The 17408-nt window shown below is 70.7% G+C and carries 18 protein-coding genes; 1 reads left to right on the plus strand and 17 read right to left on the minus strand.

Annotated elements, in window-relative coordinates; translation table 11 throughout:
- Positions 1-54 precede the first annotated feature (54 nt).
- Positions 55-450 carry a hypothetical protein gene (locus tag H299_RS0101515; protein WP_027746966.1) on the plus strand — a complete coding sequence of 132 codons (396 nt, stop codon included), beginning with the start codon at positions 55-57 and terminating at the stop codon, positions 448-450.
- Positions 451-603: 153 nt separating this feature from the next.
- On the opposite strand, the gene H299_RS0101520 is transcribed toward H299_RS0101515, so the two are convergent.
- The 17 genes from H299_RS0101520 to H299_RS0101600 form a co-directional block, all read right to left on the minus strand.
- Positions 604-837 (minus strand): hypothetical protein, encoded by a 234-nt coding sequence (locus H299_RS0101520; RefSeq protein ID WP_158692251.1) that lies wholly within the window; start codon positions 835-837, stop codon positions 604-606.
- Positions 834-2933 (minus strand): HEAT repeat domain-containing protein, encoded by a 2100-nt coding sequence (locus H299_RS0101525; protein ID WP_486587108.1) that lies wholly within the window; start codon positions 2931-2933, stop codon positions 834-836. The genes H299_RS0101520 and H299_RS0101525 overlap by 4 nt, the downstream gene beginning before the upstream one ends.
- Positions 2934-3200: 267 nt before the next feature.
- A complete protein-coding gene (locus H299_RS37265; RefSeq protein WP_051262018.1) occupies positions 3201-3611 on the minus strand; it encodes an NUDIX domain-containing protein in 411 nt (136 codons plus the stop codon).
- Entirely contained in the window at positions 3608-4045 is a 438-nt protein-coding gene (locus H299_RS40105) for a DUF7848 domain-containing protein (protein WP_486587109.1), read from the minus strand. Before H299_RS40105 ends, H299_RS37265 begins: the two co-directional genes overlap by 4 nt.
- Positions 4042-4371, minus strand: coding sequence for a DUF6415 family natural product biosynthesis protein (locus tag H299_RS40110; protein WP_486587110.1), 330 nt, complete (start codon positions 4369-4371; stop codon positions 4042-4044). Before H299_RS40110 ends, H299_RS40105 begins: the two co-directional genes overlap by 4 nt.
- Positions 4368-4577, minus strand: coding sequence for a hypothetical protein (locus H299_RS0101545; RefSeq protein WP_158692253.1), 210 nt, complete (start codon positions 4575-4577; stop codon positions 4368-4370). The genes H299_RS40110 and H299_RS0101545 overlap by 4 nt, the downstream gene beginning before the upstream one ends.
- A gap of 176 nt (positions 4578-4753) precedes the next feature.
- A complete protein-coding gene (locus tag H299_RS0101550) occupies positions 4754-5917 on the minus strand; it encodes a helix-turn-helix domain-containing protein (protein ID WP_051262019.1) in 1164 nt (387 codons plus the stop codon).
- A 305-nt stretch (positions 5918-6222) separates the two neighbouring features.
- Positions 6223-6810: a dihydrofolate reductase family protein gene (locus tag H299_RS0101555; RefSeq protein ID WP_027746971.1), complete on the minus strand. Its 588-nt coding sequence runs from the start codon at positions 6808-6810 to the stop codon at positions 6223-6225.
- A 240-nt stretch (positions 6811-7050) separates the two neighbouring features.
- Positions 7051-7347, minus strand: a complete 297-nt coding sequence (locus H299_RS0101560) for a muconolactone Delta-isomerase family protein (protein WP_027746972.1) — start codon at positions 7345-7347, stop codon at positions 7051-7053.
- A 59-nt stretch (positions 7348-7406) separates the two neighbouring features.
- Entirely contained in the window at positions 7407-8888 is a 1482-nt protein-coding gene (locus H299_RS0101565; protein ID WP_106965693.1) for an aldehyde dehydrogenase family protein, read from the minus strand.
- Positions 8885-9877 (minus strand): ABC transporter ATP-binding protein, encoded by a 993-nt coding sequence (locus tag H299_RS31605; protein WP_486587124.1) that lies wholly within the window; start codon positions 9875-9877, stop codon positions 8885-8887. Before H299_RS31605 ends, H299_RS0101565 begins: the two co-directional genes overlap by 4 nt.
- Before the next feature lie 122 nt (positions 9878-9999).
- Positions 10000-11049, minus strand: a complete 1050-nt coding sequence (locus tag H299_RS0101575) for an ABC transporter ATP-binding protein (RefSeq protein WP_027746974.1) — start codon at positions 11047-11049, stop codon at positions 10000-10002.
- A 34-nt stretch (positions 11050-11083) separates the two neighbouring features.
- Positions 11084-12034, minus strand: a complete 951-nt coding sequence (locus tag H299_RS0101580; protein ID WP_027746975.1) for an ABC transporter permease — start codon at positions 12032-12034, stop codon at positions 11084-11086.
- Between the two features lie 19 nt (positions 12035-12053).
- Positions 12054-13001 carry an ABC transporter permease gene (locus tag H299_RS0101585; protein WP_027746976.1) on the minus strand — a complete coding sequence of 316 codons (948 nt, stop codon included), beginning with the start codon at positions 12999-13001 and terminating at the stop codon, positions 12054-12056.
- A 13-nt stretch (positions 13002-13014) separates the two neighbouring features.
- On the minus strand, positions 13015-14703 hold the full coding sequence (locus tag H299_RS0101590; protein ID WP_027746977.1) for an ABC transporter substrate-binding protein: 1689 nt from the start codon (positions 14701-14703) through the stop codon (positions 13015-13017).
- On the minus strand, positions 14700-16313 hold the full coding sequence (locus tag H299_RS0101595) for a phytoene desaturase family protein (protein ID WP_027746978.1): 1614 nt from the start codon (positions 16311-16313) through the stop codon (positions 14700-14702). The genes H299_RS0101590 and H299_RS0101595 overlap by 4 nt, the downstream gene beginning before the upstream one ends.
- A 35-nt stretch (positions 16314-16348) precedes the next feature.
- Positions 16349-17332 (minus strand): membrane dipeptidase, encoded by a 984-nt coding sequence (locus H299_RS0101600; RefSeq protein ID WP_027746979.1) that lies wholly within the window; start codon positions 17330-17332, stop codon positions 16349-16351.
- Between the last annotated feature and the right edge of the window lie 76 nt (positions 17333-17408).

A 17408-nucleotide genomic window follows, 5' to 3' on the forward strand; every position in this document is an offset into this window, starting at 1 on the left:
CGTCTTTTCGGCGCGATCACCGAGAATCATTGCCCAGCAACAGAGGACGCGCACATGTTCAGGGATCTGACGGCGCTCGCCGTCCCCACCGGATGGATGATGCTGTTCAACAACTTCGTCCGCTTCGAGGAAGACGAAGAGCTTTCCGACGACGACCTGGATCTGTATCTGACGCAGGACATCCTCGCCATGCGGCTGATGTCCTCGGCTTCCGACGGGTGTGTGGAAAGGGAGGGGGCGCTCAGGATCTTCCTGGGGTGGTACCCCGACATGGACCGTGCAGGGCGGTACCGGCTGGACCTGTCCAGGAATGGCGCCGTCGACGAGTTCGCGCAGTTCGAGAGCCGCAGTCCCCACGTCATCCGAAGCGCGCTGGAACAGTGTCTCGTGCTCGGCGCACGAGGGGCGGAGGACGACGAGATCACCCACGCTCTCGACAAGCTCGCTTGACGTACCTCCAGCAAAGTCCGGGCGCCGCCGGGCGCTTGTTTGTCCGCCAAGAACTTGACCGACACGACACCCCTCCGAAGATCGACAACCGATCCGCGAAGACTGTGCCCACGAATCACCCCAGGCAAAGGAGCCGCTCGGCGGGGGAAAGGCTTAGCACACGTTCTCGCATGGATGTTCCTCGACCCCGAGTTCACTTCCGTGGTCGATGGCGTGCAGCGCGTCGGTGATGTGGGCTTGCTGGTAGGGAAGTTGGCGGGTTGTGACCCAGGTGTGGCGTGAGGGTGCGTCGCGCAGGGCTGCGGCTCGGTCGGTGGTGAGGGTGCCGCCGTCCAGGATGAGGAGGGATCGCAACCGCACGGGGATCGTCTGCAGGGCTCTGCTCAAGAGCGGGCCGTGATGGCGCGGCAGGTGGCCAGCAGCTCCTCATCGTTGGAGATGCTACGGAAGCTGCCGCTGCGGCGTAGGAGCGTGAGCTCTTCGCGGACCCGGGGGAGGGCCGGCCGGGCAGCCGGTCCCATGCGGTTCAGGCAGGCGAGGACGTGGTTGGATGTCGCGTCGTTCTTTGCCCAGGCCGTCAGGAGCGTCTCCACCACGGCAGACGCCTCAGCGTCGCCGCCGATATCCCACAGGGCGGCTGCGGCGTAGACCCGGGTCCACTCGTGGCCCGCCGTCAGCATCTTCCGCAGACGGGGCAGCGCGGGTGCGGCAGTCTGTCCGATCCGCCCCAGGACCTCGGCCGCCTCGCTCTGTTTGTGGGTGTCAAGGAGCTCAACCAGCCGTGGCACGACGCCGGCCGCATCGCCTTCCAATTCCCACAGTGCCGCGGTCGCGGCCGCCCGGACGTGGAGGTCCTGTGCGTCGGCCAACGGGCGAACCACCTCCAGAGCGAAGGCGGAATCAGGGCCGAAGGAGGCCAGTGCGTTCAGAGCGGGGACGGCCGTATGCCACTGCTCCTGGCGAACCGCCGCCGTAACTGCACTGGCGAGCGTTGGTGCAGCCGCCGGATCAGCCAGCTCTTCCAGGGCGGACGTCAGAGCGCCTGCGCTCATCGCCTGCGACGAGTCCGAGAAGTCCACCTCCGCCAAGAGCTTCGACAGCCTCGGCGTGAGGTCACCGGCCGCCTCGCGCAAGTGACCGGCCACCTGCACGGCACGCCAGGCATCGGTGCCCTCGTCCAGCGCCGTCAGCACACTGGGCAGCGCCCGCAGATCCCCCAGGCCTGCCAGCGCCCTGACGGCTTCCTGGTGGGCGCGGCGGACCAGCCGCTCCCGGACCGCCCACACGCGCGGCCCATGTTCCGTGCGGGCCAACTCGACGTAGGAGGCGAGGGACTCCCGGGCCGGCTCGCTCACAGGCCCCAGGGACCCGAGAACCTCCGCCGCCGCGGCGGAGGTGTACGCGTCTTCGGGCAGGAGGCAGCCCGCGAGCAGCACCACAAGACCGGTGTGATCCCCCCGCCACTGGCCGATCAGCTCCTGGGCCATGCCGATCGCGTCGTAGCGCACGGCAGGGTCCGCGCTGCACAACTGCTCGGTGAGCACAGCGGTGCGCTCAAGCACACGATCGCCCAGCAGCGTGTGCAGGGCACTCAGCACAGGAGTCGTCGGTGCGTGAACCTGGTCCTGCCGTTCCAGGTCCTCGAACGCCGCGGCGATCTGCGGCGGCACGCCCGGAGCAGGTGTCGAGCCCGCAGCAACACCCTGCTCCGCCCCGGCCCGGCAGGACGCGTCGTCATCCCGGCCGGTCTCGCCCGGTGTGATCTCCCGGAGCAGGCCGACCGCCGCCGGTACAACAGCGTCGCCGATCTCCCCCGGTGTGCACCGAGCCCGGTGCACGAGAGCAGCGAGCCGGACCTCGGGTGCTTCTGTCGTGTCACCGGCCAGAGCCTGAAGCCAGCTGGAGGCCGTACCGTGTACGGCCGCATCCTGCAGCGCCACTGTGGCCACCGTCCTCACGATGAGCAGCCGCTCCACCATGCCGCTTCCGGGAAGCAGACCGCGCAGGACCTCCACTGCCTGTGCGCTGCCGCCGAGGAAGAGTCCGAGGCCCTCGATCGCGGGCCGCCGCACCAGCTGATCGTGGTCCGTCACCCAGCGGACGAAGGCCTCGGCGCGCTCACCTATCGCTGCCAAGGCATCCACATGGGCTCTGGATTCGGTGCCGTCCGGCGTGAAGTAGACCGCCTCGGGATCCATGTCCAGGCACAGCCGGCCGATGCTGAGCAGCAGCCCGATGATCGAGGCGCGGTCAGGGGACTCGGGGCTGTCGGCCATCTCGAAGAGGAATGGCAGGCTTGCCACGGTGCAGGGGTAGACATCCCCCTGATGGAGCGCCGCAGAGTAGAAGTGGCTGAAAGCCTCGTCCCGGAAACCGGGGTCCGCCGAGGCCATCCCTCGCAGCCAGCTGGGAACGTCGCTTGCCGGACCATAGGCGTGGCGCATCGACTCCCAGTCCACGCCGTCGATTTGATTGATCATCATGCTGGCAACTATGCCGTACAGCACAGGCACCACCCTGGAGTCGGCAACTCATCACACCAGGCCAGCACCCAAGCTCCGAACCGAACGACGAGCCGGTTCCGGGCCTCTGGCGCGATGCAGGCCAGCTCTCTCAACCCGCCCCCCTCGGCTGGTGGATGCGGTTCTTGCGCATCCTAGGACCACGTTCCGTACACGTCCCATAACATTTCAACCGTCACAGAGTGTGAAGAGTGGCCTCGCTGAACCCAGCCAACACAGCACTCAGGACTAACGACGGTTGCCAATCTCGACCCTGATTTCGTTTCCGTGGTCGATGGCGTGGAGGGCGGCGGTGATGTGGGCTTGCCGGTGGGGGAGTTGGCGGGGTGCCATCCAGGTGTGGCGCGTGGGTGCGCCCCGTAGCGTCGCCACTTCGTCGGTGGTGAGGGTGCCGCCGTCCAGGGTGAGGAGGATGGCTCCTGCCGGGTTCTGCGTGAGGCCGACGAGGTGCGTCAGGGGTGGCGTGAGTCCGGTCTGTTCCTCCAGTTGCCGTGCGGCGGTGCGGGTGACGGGTTCTGCGGGGGGTACCTCGCCGCCGGGCAGCTGCCATCCGTCGCGGTCGACCATGAGCACGGCCCCGGCGGGGTCGCGCACGATGACGAGCACGCCGACGCGCCAGGAAGTGTCGCGCGCCCTCATCCTCCCGCCTCCCCGGTGAGGGGGGTGGTGTGCCAGGGGCGGCGGATGACCTCCCGGAAGACGGTGTGCGTGGGCAGCCGTCCGCTGTGCTCCACGGCCCAGCGCTGCGCTGCGGCGAAGTCCCCGTACGCCGCCGAGGACTTCGCACACACGGCGCACTGCATCGCGTGCGTGACCGGCTCCGCGTCCGGATGGTGATCGGGCGTACAGCGCCACTCGCGCGGCGGCTCGGCTGGCGGCGCGGGACTGTCCAGGGGGACGTTGACCAGCAGCCGGTAGGTGATGCCGCCCTCGAAGAAGAGCAGCTTGTCCCCGCCCGGCAACGCCCGCAGATTCCGCACCACGCGCGGGGCGCCGTAGACGCGGACGGTGTCCCCGATATGCACGGTCTGCGCGGTCACCACCGCCTCCACCCGGTTGTAGCGGCGGGTCACCGTGCCTCCTGCGCGCAGGTCAGCAGCCAGGCGCAGTCCCGCGCCAGCAGCTGCACCCGCACATGCGCCGCGAGCGGTCCGCGTGCGGGTGGCTGGGCGAGCTGGGCACGGATCATCTCCAGCCTGGTGCGCCGCTGCCACCAATCGGGCGAACGGCGGGGAAGGGCTTCGGCGGCAACCTCTGCCGCAGGCAGTATCGCCACCACATACCCCCGCACCTCCCCCTCCAACACCGCCAACTCAGGCCCTGCCGGAGCGGTCAACGAGGCCAACGCCCGATCCACGGCAGCACGCACCGAAGCGGCAGCAGTTGGTGTGGCGGTCACCGGACGGCCTCCGCACCGAAGGCCGCGCCGACAGCGTGAGCGAGCGCAGCGTGCAGGGCGTCCGGGTCAGTCAACTGCCGCTCCAGAGCGGGCCCCAGCACCCACTGAGGACCGATGGCCGAGGTGTGCGGCAGCGCGGACCAGCCCGTGTCCGTGCCGAGGGGCGCCAGACAGAACTGGGGAGGGGTGTGGGGGGCGCGGATCAACGTCCCGGACTGATCACCGAGTAGCACTGACGCCTGTTCTGCTACGACATCCGGTTCCTTGGGCAGATGCCGCCGGGAGCGGTTGACGGATGCGGATTGTCCGATGTCTGTCATGCCGCACAGCTTCACCGCTGCGCGCTGCGCTGGGAGTAGCCAAACTGTGGGCCAACCGACTTCTACGCGAAGGCGGTTGATTCAATCTCTGCGAGGAGCATCCGGAGCGTCAGGGAGTGTTTCTCGACCGGCAGTCGGTCCAGGGCCGCTCGGGCGTACCGTTTCCCGCCGTGCTGGTCTCCGGCGCGTGCCATCATCAGGCCCCGGTGCAGCTCCAGATGCGTGGCGAACCGGGGCAGTTCGGCGGGCAGTTCGGCGGCGGCGGCGTCCTGCGCCTCCACCGCACCCCGCTCCTCACCCAGGCGGGCGAGCAGCAGGGACAGGAACACCTGCTGCCGCCAGTACGGCACGGCGTAGTCGGACGCCTGGTCATGCGACCCGGCGAGATCGTGGACGCGCCGCCCTTCGTCGGCCAGCCGCAGCGCGCCCAGCCGGTCCCCGCGCAGTGCCGCGACATGGGCGCCGCCCATCAGGGCGTTCAGCCTGCCCAGCGAGGGCTGATCGGAGATCTCCAGTGCCTCACACGCCAGCTTCTCCGCGACCGGCAGCGCCGCACCCTCGTAGCCCAGGGCGATGACAGCGCGGCCACGCACCCAGACACGCGTGTCCGTGTCCCCCGAACGGTCCGCAGCCTGCGCCGCCATGCGGTACCAGCTCACGGCCTTCACCCCGTCCGAGCCGGGGAAGGTCTTTGCGAACAAGGTCATGAGCTTCGCCGCGACCGCCCACAGTTCGGGACGGTCGGCCTGCCGCTGGAGCAGGACCAATTCCCCGGCGAGCCGCCGCTGGATGTCGGCGGCGCCCATCGTCATGTAGTCGTGCCCGTACGCGTCCAGCTTGGCGCGCCACTCGTCCACGTTCGGAGCCTGGCCACGAAGGGCGGCAGCGAACCCTTCCTGTATCAGATCGCTCGCGACGACCGGCGCTATGGCGGTGGCGGCGAGGTCGGTCACGAAGGCACGACGGTGCACGGGTGATGCCTCCAGCATCTGTACGGGGACCTGCAAGGCGGCGGCGATGAGCCGCAACGTCCTCGAACGCGGGCGGCGTTTTCCGCATTCCCATCGCGAGATGTCCCATCGCGTGTAGGCCTGGCCGGAGACTGCGCACAGCTCTTCGGCCAGGCGGGCCTGGGACCACTGGGCAGCGAGGCGCAGCTCCGTGATGGCCGCGCCGATCGTGCTGTGGCGCGCAGCGGCGGCAGAGTTGGCGCTCTGGTGGTCCATGGCCTTGCTCCTAGCCTGTCGGGTGGCTTTCCCCAGGCTACGACGCAGGCCCACTGTCCGTGGTCGAGTGACCACGACCACCAAGAGCGTAGTGGGCCTGCGCACCCCGCCAGGAGCGGACTCATCTGCTCGTGCCTCAGATTCGGCGCGCCAGATAGCCCCACCGGTCAGCCAACCGCCCCGTCCCCGAACAGGCGCACCTGTCGGGCATCCGTGGAGAACGGCCCCACGGCACCTGATTCGTGCTGGTGCCGGCGAGGATGGTGGCCGCGCCCTCGGACTGTGGGCCGTAGCGTCGTACGGCCTCAGCCGTCCGTGCGTCGGTAGGTGTTGATCAGGACTCCGGTGGTGGAAGCCTTCGTGTCGACGAGCTTGAGCTGCCGAGGCGGGCGGGCTTCGGTGAAGAGCTGTTTGCCGGGGCCGAGGATCAGGGGGAAGACCAGCAGACGGTACTCGTCGATCAGGTCGTGCCGGGCGAGGGTGGGGATGAGCCCGCCGCTGCCCAGCACCAGGATGTCGGAGTCCGCGTGCTTCTTGATCTCGGCGACCTCCGCGGCCACGTCGGCGCCGAGCACGGTGGAGTTCGCCCACTCGGGGTGGGTGAGCGTGCGGGAGGCCACGTACTTGGGCATGGCGTTCATCGCTGCCACCGCGGGGTCACCCATGTCGGCGTAGGGCCAGGTGGACGCGAAGATCTCGTACGTCCGCCTGCCCAGCAGCAGCGCCCCGGCCTGGGAGGTGGCGTCGCTCATGAACTTCTCGACCGCCTCGTCGACGTAGGGCATGACCCATCCGCCCTGGTCGAAGCCGCCGTCCCGGTCCTCGTCGGGGGAGAGGACCGATTGGATGACGCCATCGAGGGACATGAAGTTGACTACGGCGAGAGTTCCCATGCGCGCTGCTCCTGTCAGGGGTGTTTTCCTTGTCGCCGTGCAGACTGCCTGGGCGAGGAGAAATCATCGGTCCGGCGACAGGAATTCGCTGTGTGCCGGAGTCGCTACCGTCCGCCGTCGGATGGGTCAGCGCGTACGCCCGTAGTCGATGGCCCGCGCGGTCGGCCTGTCGGACGCGGGGCGGGCCGCGCTGGAGGCGCAGCGGGCCCGGCCGCGAGCGGCCGGGCCCGCTGCGCTGGCTCAGGCGGCGCGGGCCGGGGCGCCCGGGTCGACGGGGTGGGCGGCCAGGGCCTGCACGGTGACGTCCATCCAGGGCCAGACCGGCAGCGAGGAGATGATCGCGTGCAGCTCGGTGGGGTCGGCGGCCCGCCACAGCCCCCAGTTCTCGGTCCGGCCCGGCACGCGCCACATCCGCACGAGGTGCCCCGCCGTGGCGAGTTCTGCGGCCCGCAGGCGCTCGGCCTCCGAGACGGACTCCTTGTGCTCGGGGTCCATGGTCTCGGGCCAGTTGATCTGGATGTTGACGAGGAATTCCATCTGACGTCCTGACGGTGAAGGTGGTGTACGGGGAGCGGGGGCCGCGCGCGGCGCGGGGGTCAGCCGCCGAACGGGTCCGCCGGGGTGCCGTGCTCCGTGACGATCGACTTGGTCTGGAGGAACTCGGCGACGGCCTCCACACCGTTCTCCCGGCCGAGGCCGGACTGCTTGTAGCCGCCGAACGGGACGCTCCAGTGCAGCTGCCGGTAGGTGTTCACCCAGACCACGCCCGCCTCCAGGCGGCGCGCCACCCGGTGCGCACGCGCCGCGTCGCGCGTCCAGAACCCGGCGGCCAGCCCGTATTCGAGGGAGTTGGCGAGCGCCACCGCCTCGTCCTCGGTGTCGAAGGGGTGGACGGTCACGACGGGACCGAAGATCTCCTCACGGCAGACCGCCGACTCCGGGTCCGCGTCGACCAGCACCGTCGGCTCGAACCAGAAGCCGCCCTCCGCGCCCTCCACGTTCGCCCGCCGGCCGCCCACGAGCGCCTTCGCGCCCTGCGCCAGCGCGCCGTCGACGTAGGACTCGATCCGGGCCAGCGCCTCGGCGGAGGCCACCGGGCCGACGTGCGTGTCCGGGTCGCGCGGATCGCCCACCCGCAGCCGCCCGACCGCGTCGGCGTACCGCTGGAGGAACTCCTGATAGACCTCGCGCTGTACGAGGACGCGGGAGCCCGCCACACAGGTCTGCCCCGCCGCCGAGAACGCGCCCTGCCGGGCGGCGACCACGGCGCCGTCCAGGTCGGCGTCGGCGAAGACGAGGTGCGCGGACTTGCCGCCCGCCTCGCACACGTACCGCTTCATCCGGGAGGCGGCCTGGGCCCCGAGCACCCGCGCGACGTCGGTGCTTCCGGTGAAGGTCACCATCGCCACGTCCTCGTGCTCGACGAGCCGCCGCCCCTCCTCCGCGCCGCCGATCACGACGCTGACGACGCCGGGCGGCAGCCCCGCCTCCAGCGCCAGTTCGGCCAGGCGGACGGAGGACGCGGGGGCCTGCGGCGGCGGCTTGAGGATCACCGTGTTGCCCGCGGCCAGAGCCGGGGCGAGCTTCCAGGAGCCGAGCGAGAGCGCCCCGTTGAAGGGTGTGAGCGCGGCGACCACGCCCAGCGGCTCGTGGGTGATCAGCGCGTCGGCGGTGCCGCTGAGGGGCCGGGAGGTGTGCTCCAGGGTCTCGGCGGCGGCGGCGAAGTACCGGTACCAGCGGGCCAGCGCGCCGACCTCGCCCCGGGTGGCCGCCAGGGGCTTGCCGTTGGCCAGGCTCTCCAGCTGCGCCAACTCCTCGGTGTGGGCGACCAGTACGTCCCCCAGCCGGTGGAGCAGGTCGGCCCGCGCGTGTTGGGGCAGCCGGCTCCAGTCGGGGAACGCGCCCCGCGCACCGGCGACGGCGTCCTCGACGGCGTCCGGGTCCTGGTGGGCGTGCGCCCAGACAGCTCCCGTCGACGGGTCGGTCAACGGCACGGCGCTGCCTGCTGGTTCGCGGCGGCGGCCCCCGGTGTGGGAGGTGTACTCCGCGGGCGGGGAGGCGGAGGTCACGGAGGTCATGGTGTGGTGGTCCTTTCCGCGGACAGGGCGTCGCGTACGGCGGTGGAGTCGTGGTGGTGGCAGGCCACGGTGTGCGTGGTGCCCGCGATCGCGACCTCGGGGGGCGGATCGCCCTCGCGGCATTCGCCGGTGGCGAACGGGCACGACCGCTGGAACCGGCAGCCGGGCAGCGGAGCCGCCGGGTCCGGCGGTTCCGCACGGGTCCCGGTCTCGCTCCGGAGACCGGGGGACCGGGGGTCGGGCAGCGGCACCGCCCCCAGCAGCGCGTGGGTGTACGGATGGCGCGGCGCGGAGAACAGCTCGTCACAGGGCGCGCTCTCCATGATCCGGCCGCCGTACATGACGATGACGTGGTCGGAGATGTGCCGCACGACGCTCATGTCGTGCGAGATGAAGAGGAAGCTCACCTCGCTGTCGCGGCGCAGGTCCTTGAGCAGGTTGACGATCTGGCCCTGGATGCTGACGTCGAGGGCGGAGACGATCTCGTCGCAGACCACGAAGCGGGGCTCGACCGCCAGCGCGCGGGCGATGGCCGCGCGCTGGCGCTGGCCGCCGGAGAGTTCGAACGGGTAGCGGTCGGCCAGCTCGGGCCGGATGCCGACCTTCCCGAGCAGCTCCTCGACCCGGTCGCCGACCCCCTCGCGCGGCACCGTCCGGTGCACGGTGAGCACCTCGCGCAGCATCGCCCGCACGGTCATCCGCGGGTTGAGGCTGGCGTACGGGTCCTGGTAGACGATCTGCGCGAGCCGGGGGAGCGCCCCCTCGCCGCGCAGCTCCCGCAACTCGCGCCCGTGGATGGCCACTTCGCCCGAGGTGAGGGGGGAGAGGCCGAGCAGGGCCCGCCCGGTGGTGGTCTTCCCGCTGCCGCTCTCCCCGACGATGGTGACGATGCTGCGGGCGGGCACGGTGAAGGAGACTCCGTCCACGGCGCGCGCCTTGCCGGTGACGCGGCGCAGCACGCCCGTACGCAGGGGGAAGTGGACCTTCAGGTCCCGGACGACGACGGCGTCGGGCGGCGCGGCGCCCGGGGGCTCCGCGGCCGGCGCCGCAGGATCGGTGGCAGGTGCCGGGTCGGTGGCAGGTGCCGGGTCGGTGGGCAGGGGCTCGGCGTTCACGCGCGCTCACCGCCCGCGCCCGGCGCCGCGGCTGCCACGGCTGCCTCGGTGTAGGGACAGCGCACCAGATGCGCGCCGCCGGGCTCGGTGTCCTGTCCCGCCGCGCCGAAGGGGGGCCGCAGCTCGGGGACGGACTCCTCGCACTCCGGACGCGCCACGGAACACCGCGGCTGGAAGGCGCAGCCGGGCGGCGGGGCCGCGGGGTCGGGCGGGAAGCCGGGGATCGCGGGCAGCCGGTCCACGCGCGTGCGGTCCATGCGGGGAATCGACTCCATCAGCGCCCGGGTGTAGGGGTGGGCGGGGGTGTCGAAGAGCGCGGTGGTCGGCGCCGTCTCCACGATCCGGCCCGCGTACATCACCGCGATCCGGTCCGTGATCCCCGCGACGACCCCCAGGTCGTGCGTGATGAGGATGAGTGCCATCCGCAGCTCCCGGCGGAGCCGGTCGATGAGCTGGAGGACCTGCGACTGGATGGTGACGTCGAGCGCGGTGGTCGGCTCGTCGGCGATGAGGACCTTGGGGTCGCGGCTGATGGCCATGGCGATCAGGACGCGCTGCCGCATGCCGCCGGAGAGTTCGTGCGGATAGCTGCGCAGCCGCTCCCGCGCGCCGGGCAGGCCGACGAGGTCGAGGAGTTCGGCGCAGCGGGCGGCTGCCGCGCGGCGGCTGAACCCGTCGTAGCGGATGAGCGGCTCGGCCATCTGCGTGCCGATCCTCATGGCGGGGTTGAGCGCGGAGAGGGCGTCCTGCGAGACGAGTCCGATGCCGGAGCCTCGTACCTCGCGCATCCGGCGGGGGCTGAGGGTGGTGAGGTCCTGGCCGTCGAAGTCCACGCGGCCCGAGATGTCCACTCCGCTGCGGGCGAGCATCCGGAGCACGGCCAGCATGGTCTGGCTCTTGCCGCAGCCGGACTCGCCGACGACGCCGAGCGACTCACCTGCCGCCACCCGGAACGACACGTCGCGGACGGTCTCCAAGGGGGCGTCTCGGCCCTCGTCCTGGCCGCCGTAGGCGACCCTGAGCTGTTCCACTTCCAGAATGGTCACGGTGATTCCCTCCTTCCAGAGCCCTGACGCGGCTCTACGCCAGTTTGATCTTCGGGTTGAAGTACGCCTGCAAGATGTCGACCAGGAAGTTGATCAGCACGAACGCGACGGCGATCACCAGAATCCCGCCCTGCACGAGAGGGATGTCCCGGGTCGAGATGGCCTGGTGGAGGGCGAGTCCGATGCCTGGCCAGGAGAACACCGTCTCGGTGAGCACCGCCCCGCTGAGCAGGAACCCGGCCTGGAGGCCGACGACGGTGATCACGGACGGCATCGCGTTCGGCAGCACGTGCCGCACGATCACCCGGAACTCGCCGACACCGCGCGAGCGCGCCGTCCGTACGTAGTCGTTGCCGATCACCTCCAGGACCGCGGAGCGGGTCATCCGGGCGATGACCGCGAGCGACCAGGCGGCGAGGGTGATGACGGGCAGCACCATGTGCGCGGCGACGTCGAACGCCCCGCCACCGCCCCCGATCGCGGTCATGCCGGTCGCGGGGAGCAGCGGCATCTGGAGCGAGAAGACGACGATCAGCACCAGGCCGAACCAGAACGACGGCACGGAGTTGAGGAAGAGCACCCCGACGGTGAGCCCGCGGTCACGCGCCGAACCCGGCTTCTGCGCGGCCCAGGTGCCGATCGCGATACCCAGCACGGCCGCCACCACGATCGCCGTGCCGGACAGCAGCAGCGTGTTGAGCAGCCGGTCCGAGAGCACCTCGGAGACGGGCCGGCCGAAGGAGAGCGAACGGCCGAGGTCGCCGCTGAAGAGGTTGCCGAGATAGGTGAAGTAGCGCGAGACCGCCGGTTCGTCCAGACCCAGGTCCTCCCGGAGGGCCTGGCGGTCCTCCTCTGAGGCGCTGGGGCCCAGCAGGGCGCTCGCCTGGTCGCCGGGGATGATCTGGCCGAGGCCGAAGGTGGCGATGGTCACCCCGAGGACGACGGGGAGCATCTGCAGGGCGCGGCGCAGGGTGAAGGTCAGCATGCCGAATCTCCAGGACTGTTCATGACCGGCTCCACCGGGCCCGTAGCGTCCGCTTGCCGCCGCGCGCGGTACGGGACTGCTGGGAGCGCGGGTCGAGGCGGTCGCGGATGCCGTCACCCAGCAGGTTGAAGCCGACGGCCAGGACGACGATCGCCAGACCGGGGATGGTGGCGACGTGTTCCGCGGTCACCAGCAGCGCACGGCCGCCGCTGAGCATCTGGCCCCAGTCCGGGGTGGGCGGCTGTGCGCCCAGCCCGAGGAAGGCGAGGCTGGAGCTGAGGATGACGTTGCGCCCGGTCTGGAGGGTGGCGAAGACGACCACGCCGCCGAGCAGGTTGGGGGTGATGTGCCGGAAGGCGATGCGCAGGTGGCTGTAGCCCAGGGCGCCGGCCGCCTCGACGTACTGCTCCTGCCGCAGGGAGATCACGTTGCCGCGGACGATCCGCCCGAACTCGGGGACGGTCACCACCACCATGGCGATGATCATGGAGGTGAGTCCGGGGCCGAGCGCGACGCCGATGCCCAGGGCGAGCAGGATGCCGGGGAACGAGAACATCACGTCGAAGATCCGCATGAGCGTGCTGTCGAGCCAGCCGCCGACGTAGCCGGACAGCAGGCCGAGGCAGCCGCCCACGACCAGGGCGAGCAGCGTCGGCAGCACCGCGACCAGCAGGGCCAGCCGGGTTCCGTGCATGAGCCGGCTGAGGATGTCGCGCCCGACCTCGTCGGTGCCCAGCAGATGCCCGTCGGTGAACGGCGAGAGGCCGATGGACGAGGCGTTCGTCTCCAGCGGGTCGTAGGGGGCCAGGAGCGGCGCGAACAGGGCGACGAACACGGTGGCGGCGACGATCGTGCCGCCGATGAGCGCGGTGGCGTTGCCGCCTCCCAGGAGCGTTCGCAGACGTCCGCGCCGCCCGGGGGGCGCGGCCCGCGCGGCGCGGGGGCCGGGTGCCACAGTGGCCTTCATGGCAGGTGTCTCCTCACCGGCGGCGGATGGTGGTGTAGTCGATGTAGACCGACGTCGCGGAGGCGACGCCCTTCACGTCGTGGCTCAGCAGGCGCGGCAGCCGGTCCTGGTAGAGGAAGAGCCAGGGCGCGTCCTCGGTGATACGGGCGGCGGCCTCCCGGTAGAGGGACATCCGGCGGCCTTCGTCCGTCTCGCCGCGCGCGCGGTCGAAGAGGGCGTCCACCTCGGTGTCGCGGTACCAGCCGCGGTTGACCCCGTCGGGTGGATGGCCCTTGCCGCTGAACATCCGTTCCAGGAAGTCGGCGGAGTCGGCGCCGGTGGTCCAGCCGTTGAACGAGCCGTGGACGCCGTCCTTGTAGCCGTTGCCCTCCTCGGCGACCAGGGAGGCGAACTCCATGTACTGGACGTCCAGGTCGATCCCGACCGCCTTGAGGTCCCCCTGTACGAGCGACATGATCGCGGTCGCCTGGGAGAAGCCGGGGCCGCTGTTGGGAGCGAGCAGCTTCAGGCGGACGGGTGTGGCGACGCCGCTCTCGCGGATGAGCTGCCGGGCGCGGTCGGGGTCGTAGCCGTACGAGGCCTTCGCGCTGGGCTCCGCGCCGGGTTTCGCGCCGGGCTTCCCCTCAGCCTTCGCGCCGGGCTCCGCGTCCTGGTACGCCTCGTTGCCGCGCGGCAGGGGCCCGGTGCTCGGCGCCACCTGGCCGTTGGTGAGGGTGGCGATCGCCTTGCGGTCGACGGCGTGGTTGAGGGCCTGCCGGAAGGTGGCGTCGTCGGTCGGGGCGGTCTTGGTGTTCAGGCGCAGGAAGTACTGGTTGGCCGGCTCGGGGTACTGCACGGCCATGGTGTTCTCGTCGGTGAGCTGGTGCACCTGCTGGGCCCCGGCGCTGAGGATCGCGTCCACCTCACCGGTGTGGGCGGCGATGGCCAGGGTGGTCGGGTCGGTGACGGACTCGACGATGATGGAGCGGGTCCTGGGCGTGCCGCCCCAGTAGCCGGAGTTGCGCTGGAGGGTGACGCGCTTGCTGTCGTCGGCGTCGCGCTGCCGGAACGGGCCGGTGCCCACCGGGTGCATCCCGATGTCGTCGGGCCGGTACTCCCGCAGCACCTCGGGGCTGACGATCGACATGCGCCGGTCGGTCAGCAGCCGCGGCAGACCGGCGTACGGCTGGGCGAGCGCCAGGGTCACCGTGTGCTTGTCCTCGACCTTCACCCGCTTGATCCACTGGGTCAGGAACTTCATGTTCCCGGCGGCGGTCGGGTCGTGGACGGGCGACTTCTCGTCCATGATCCGGTCGAAGTTGAGCTTGACGGCCGCGGCGTCGAAGGCCGTCCCGTCGGCGAAGGTGACCCCGCGCCGGAGGGTGAGGGTGTACGTACGGGCGTCCGGTGAGGACTTCCAGGACTTCGCCAGCGCCGGACGGAGCGCGGGTGCCTGGTCCGTCTCCCGGCTCAGGTCCTCGCGGATGAGCGGATCGTAGAGGGCGTCGACGAGCCGCAGCCCGACCGTGCCCGAGAGCCGGTGCGGGTCCAGGGCCGGTATCTCGCCCTCGGCTCCGATCACCAGGGTGTCGGGGTCGCCGCCCGGTCCGGCGTTCGTGCTGCAACCGGTGAGCAGGAGACCGGCCGCGACCACGCAGCCGAGCGTGCCGCGCAGGTGTTTTCCTCGTGGGCGCCTCGGCCCACTGCGGTGCGAAAGCCTCATGCTTGTCGCCTTTGTTTGTCGGTGAGATCGCGGAGAACCGCGGTGGCCGCGTTTCTGCCGGGTGTCCCGGTGACGTATCCACCCGGCCAGGTGCCGGCTCCCGTGAGATAGAAGCCCGCGAGCGGGGTGCGATATCCCGCGAGGGCGGGGTGCGGCCGGGCACCGAAGAGGTTGTCCGGCAGCATGTCCCCGTGGGTGATGTTGCTTTCGATCAGGCCCAGTTCGCTTTCGATGTCCACCGGGTTCATGAAGCGCCGGTCGACGATGCGGTCCGCCAGGCCCGGCATGAGCGTGGAAAGCTCCTCGACGCAGCGGCGTCCGAATTCCTCGGTCCGCGCCGCGTCCCAACTGCCGTCGTGCGGACGGTAGGGAGCGTGCCAGGCGTTGACACTGATGAGGTGGGTGTCCCCGTGAGTGAGGCCGGGTGAGGTGAGAGTGGGAATGAGCCCCCACATCAGCGGCTTCTCCGAAGTGCGACCCTCCAGCGCGCCCGTGACGGAGTCCTCGATATGGCCGAGCGAGGAACCGAAGCGGAACTGGCAGGCGCGCACGCGGTCGGGATCGACATCTTCGGGAAGTCCCGCGTAGGGCGGTATGGAATCGACTTCCAGCACCAGTTTGAATGCCGAGCCGCGCATTTCTGTCCCCGCGACCGCGCCGCGGATCTCCGGGCCCATCGCCGCGTCGTCCAGAAGGTCGCGGAAGAGGTGGGCCGGATTGACCGCCGAGACGACGTGCTCGGCCGTGAATTCCTTTCCGGCCGCCGTGACGACGCCGCGGACGCCCTCGTCCCCGTACAGAATCCGCTCCACCGGCGAGCCGGTGACCAGCTCGACCCCGTAGCGGCGGCAGCAGCCCTCCAGCGCGTCGACGATGGCGCTCATCGACCCGACCGGGAGGCCGGTGGAGCCCCGCAGGGCGACGCGCTCGGCCGCGTCCCCCAGCGGCCGGCCGGTCAGGGCCTGCGCGGCCAGGGCGAAGGGCCGCATCATCAGCCCGATCGCGGTCCCCGGAGCCGAGGGAGGGACGAGCTGGGCGTTGAGCGCCAGCATGCCCAGCAACGCCCTGGCCTGCTCCGACGCGAGATGCTCATGGAGCAGATCGGTCAGGCTGCCGTCGAAGACGGCCGTGAACAGCTGCCGCTCCCGCGGATCGGCCAGCCGCTCCAGCAGCTCGCCCCGCGCGGGCGGGGGCGCGTCCAGCGAGACGCCCAGGCTCGCGCCCAGCCGTTCCAGGGCGCGGATCAGCTCGCGGTAGCGGCGGGCCTCGCCCGGCGCGAAGGCGTCGAGCTGCCGGTCCACCCGGGCGGGATCGCGCCAGCCGAGGAAGCACCGCCCGTCGAACTGCTGGACGACGGTCGGATCGGCGCGGACGAAGCGGAGGCCGTACTCCGCGAGCCCCAGTTCCGCGACCACGGCCGGATTGAGCGATCCCGGCGAATTGGTGAAGGAGAGGCTGCGGCCCGGCAGGAACTCGTAGCCGCCGCAGGGGCCGCCCATGCGCGTCCGTGATTCGACCACGGCGACCCGCAGCCCCGCCCGGCCCAGATAGGCGGCCGTGACCAATCCGTTGTGCCCGCCGCCGACGACCACCGCGTCATACCGGTGCACGTCCCACCACCCCTCTCCAGCCGTAGCGGCAGTCGTCAGTTCTGCGGCTCGGCCGCAAAGCCGGTGTCGAACATGCGGAGCCAATTGCCGCCGGCCATCCGCTCCACCTCGCTGTCGCTGAATCCGCGCTTGCCCAACTGCTCCAGCACGCGCGCGTATCCGCTGCCCGCCGCGAACCACTCCGGGAACTCGACGGGGCCGGAAATCGGCACCATGGGCTTACGGCTCCAGCGCCCCTGGCGCCACCAGTGCAGTTCCTCGTCGCCTTGCCCGGCGTAGAAGTCGGAGCCGAATCCGACGTGGTCGACACCGATCAGTTCGACCGTGTACGCGACCATGTCACAGAATTCGTCGATACTGCACGCGACCCCGTTCGGCGCAATGCGCGGATACATGCTCAGGCCGACGACGCCACCCGACTCCGCCGCTTTCTTCAGCACCGTGTCCGACTTGTTACGGAAAGCAAGCTCGACGTCCTCCCCCACGAACGCGCGGGGATTGGCGTGTGTGATCGCGACGGGACGCTCCGAGGTCTCCAGGGCCTCCAGCGAGGTGCGCTCGTTGCAGTGCGAGACGTCGATGAGCATTCCGACCCGGTTCATCTCGCGGACGAGGTTGATCCCGTATGTACGGGAGAGCCCCGCGTCGTCGCCCTCCCAGCAGCCGGCCCCGGCCGAGTTCTGCGTGTTGTAGGTGAGCTGCGCGATGCGCACCCCGGCCTGGTGGAAGGCGCCCACGAGGTCGAGGTCGTCCTCGAACGGGCTGCTGTTCTGGAAGCCGAGGATGACGGCGGTACGGCCCTCGCGGTCCGCGGCGCGTATGTCGTCCGCCGAGCGGCCCTCCCGCAGCAGGTCGGTGTGCTCCGCGAGCAGTCGCTGCCAGCGGCCGACCTCGCGCATGGTCTCGGTGGAGTCCTCCCAGATCGCCACGGTGGCGTGCACGCCGGATATTCCGGCGGCGTTCCACTCCATGAATCGCTCGCGGGAGGGCTTGACGAATTGCAGTGCGTCTACCAGCACGTTGTTTCTCTCTTTCGGCCCGGTGGGGGCGGTGTGGTGTCCGGGGGAGGGGCTCGTGGGCCGCAGGCCTGCGGAG

It is taken from the genome of Streptomyces sp. CNH287 (assembly GCF_000424825.1).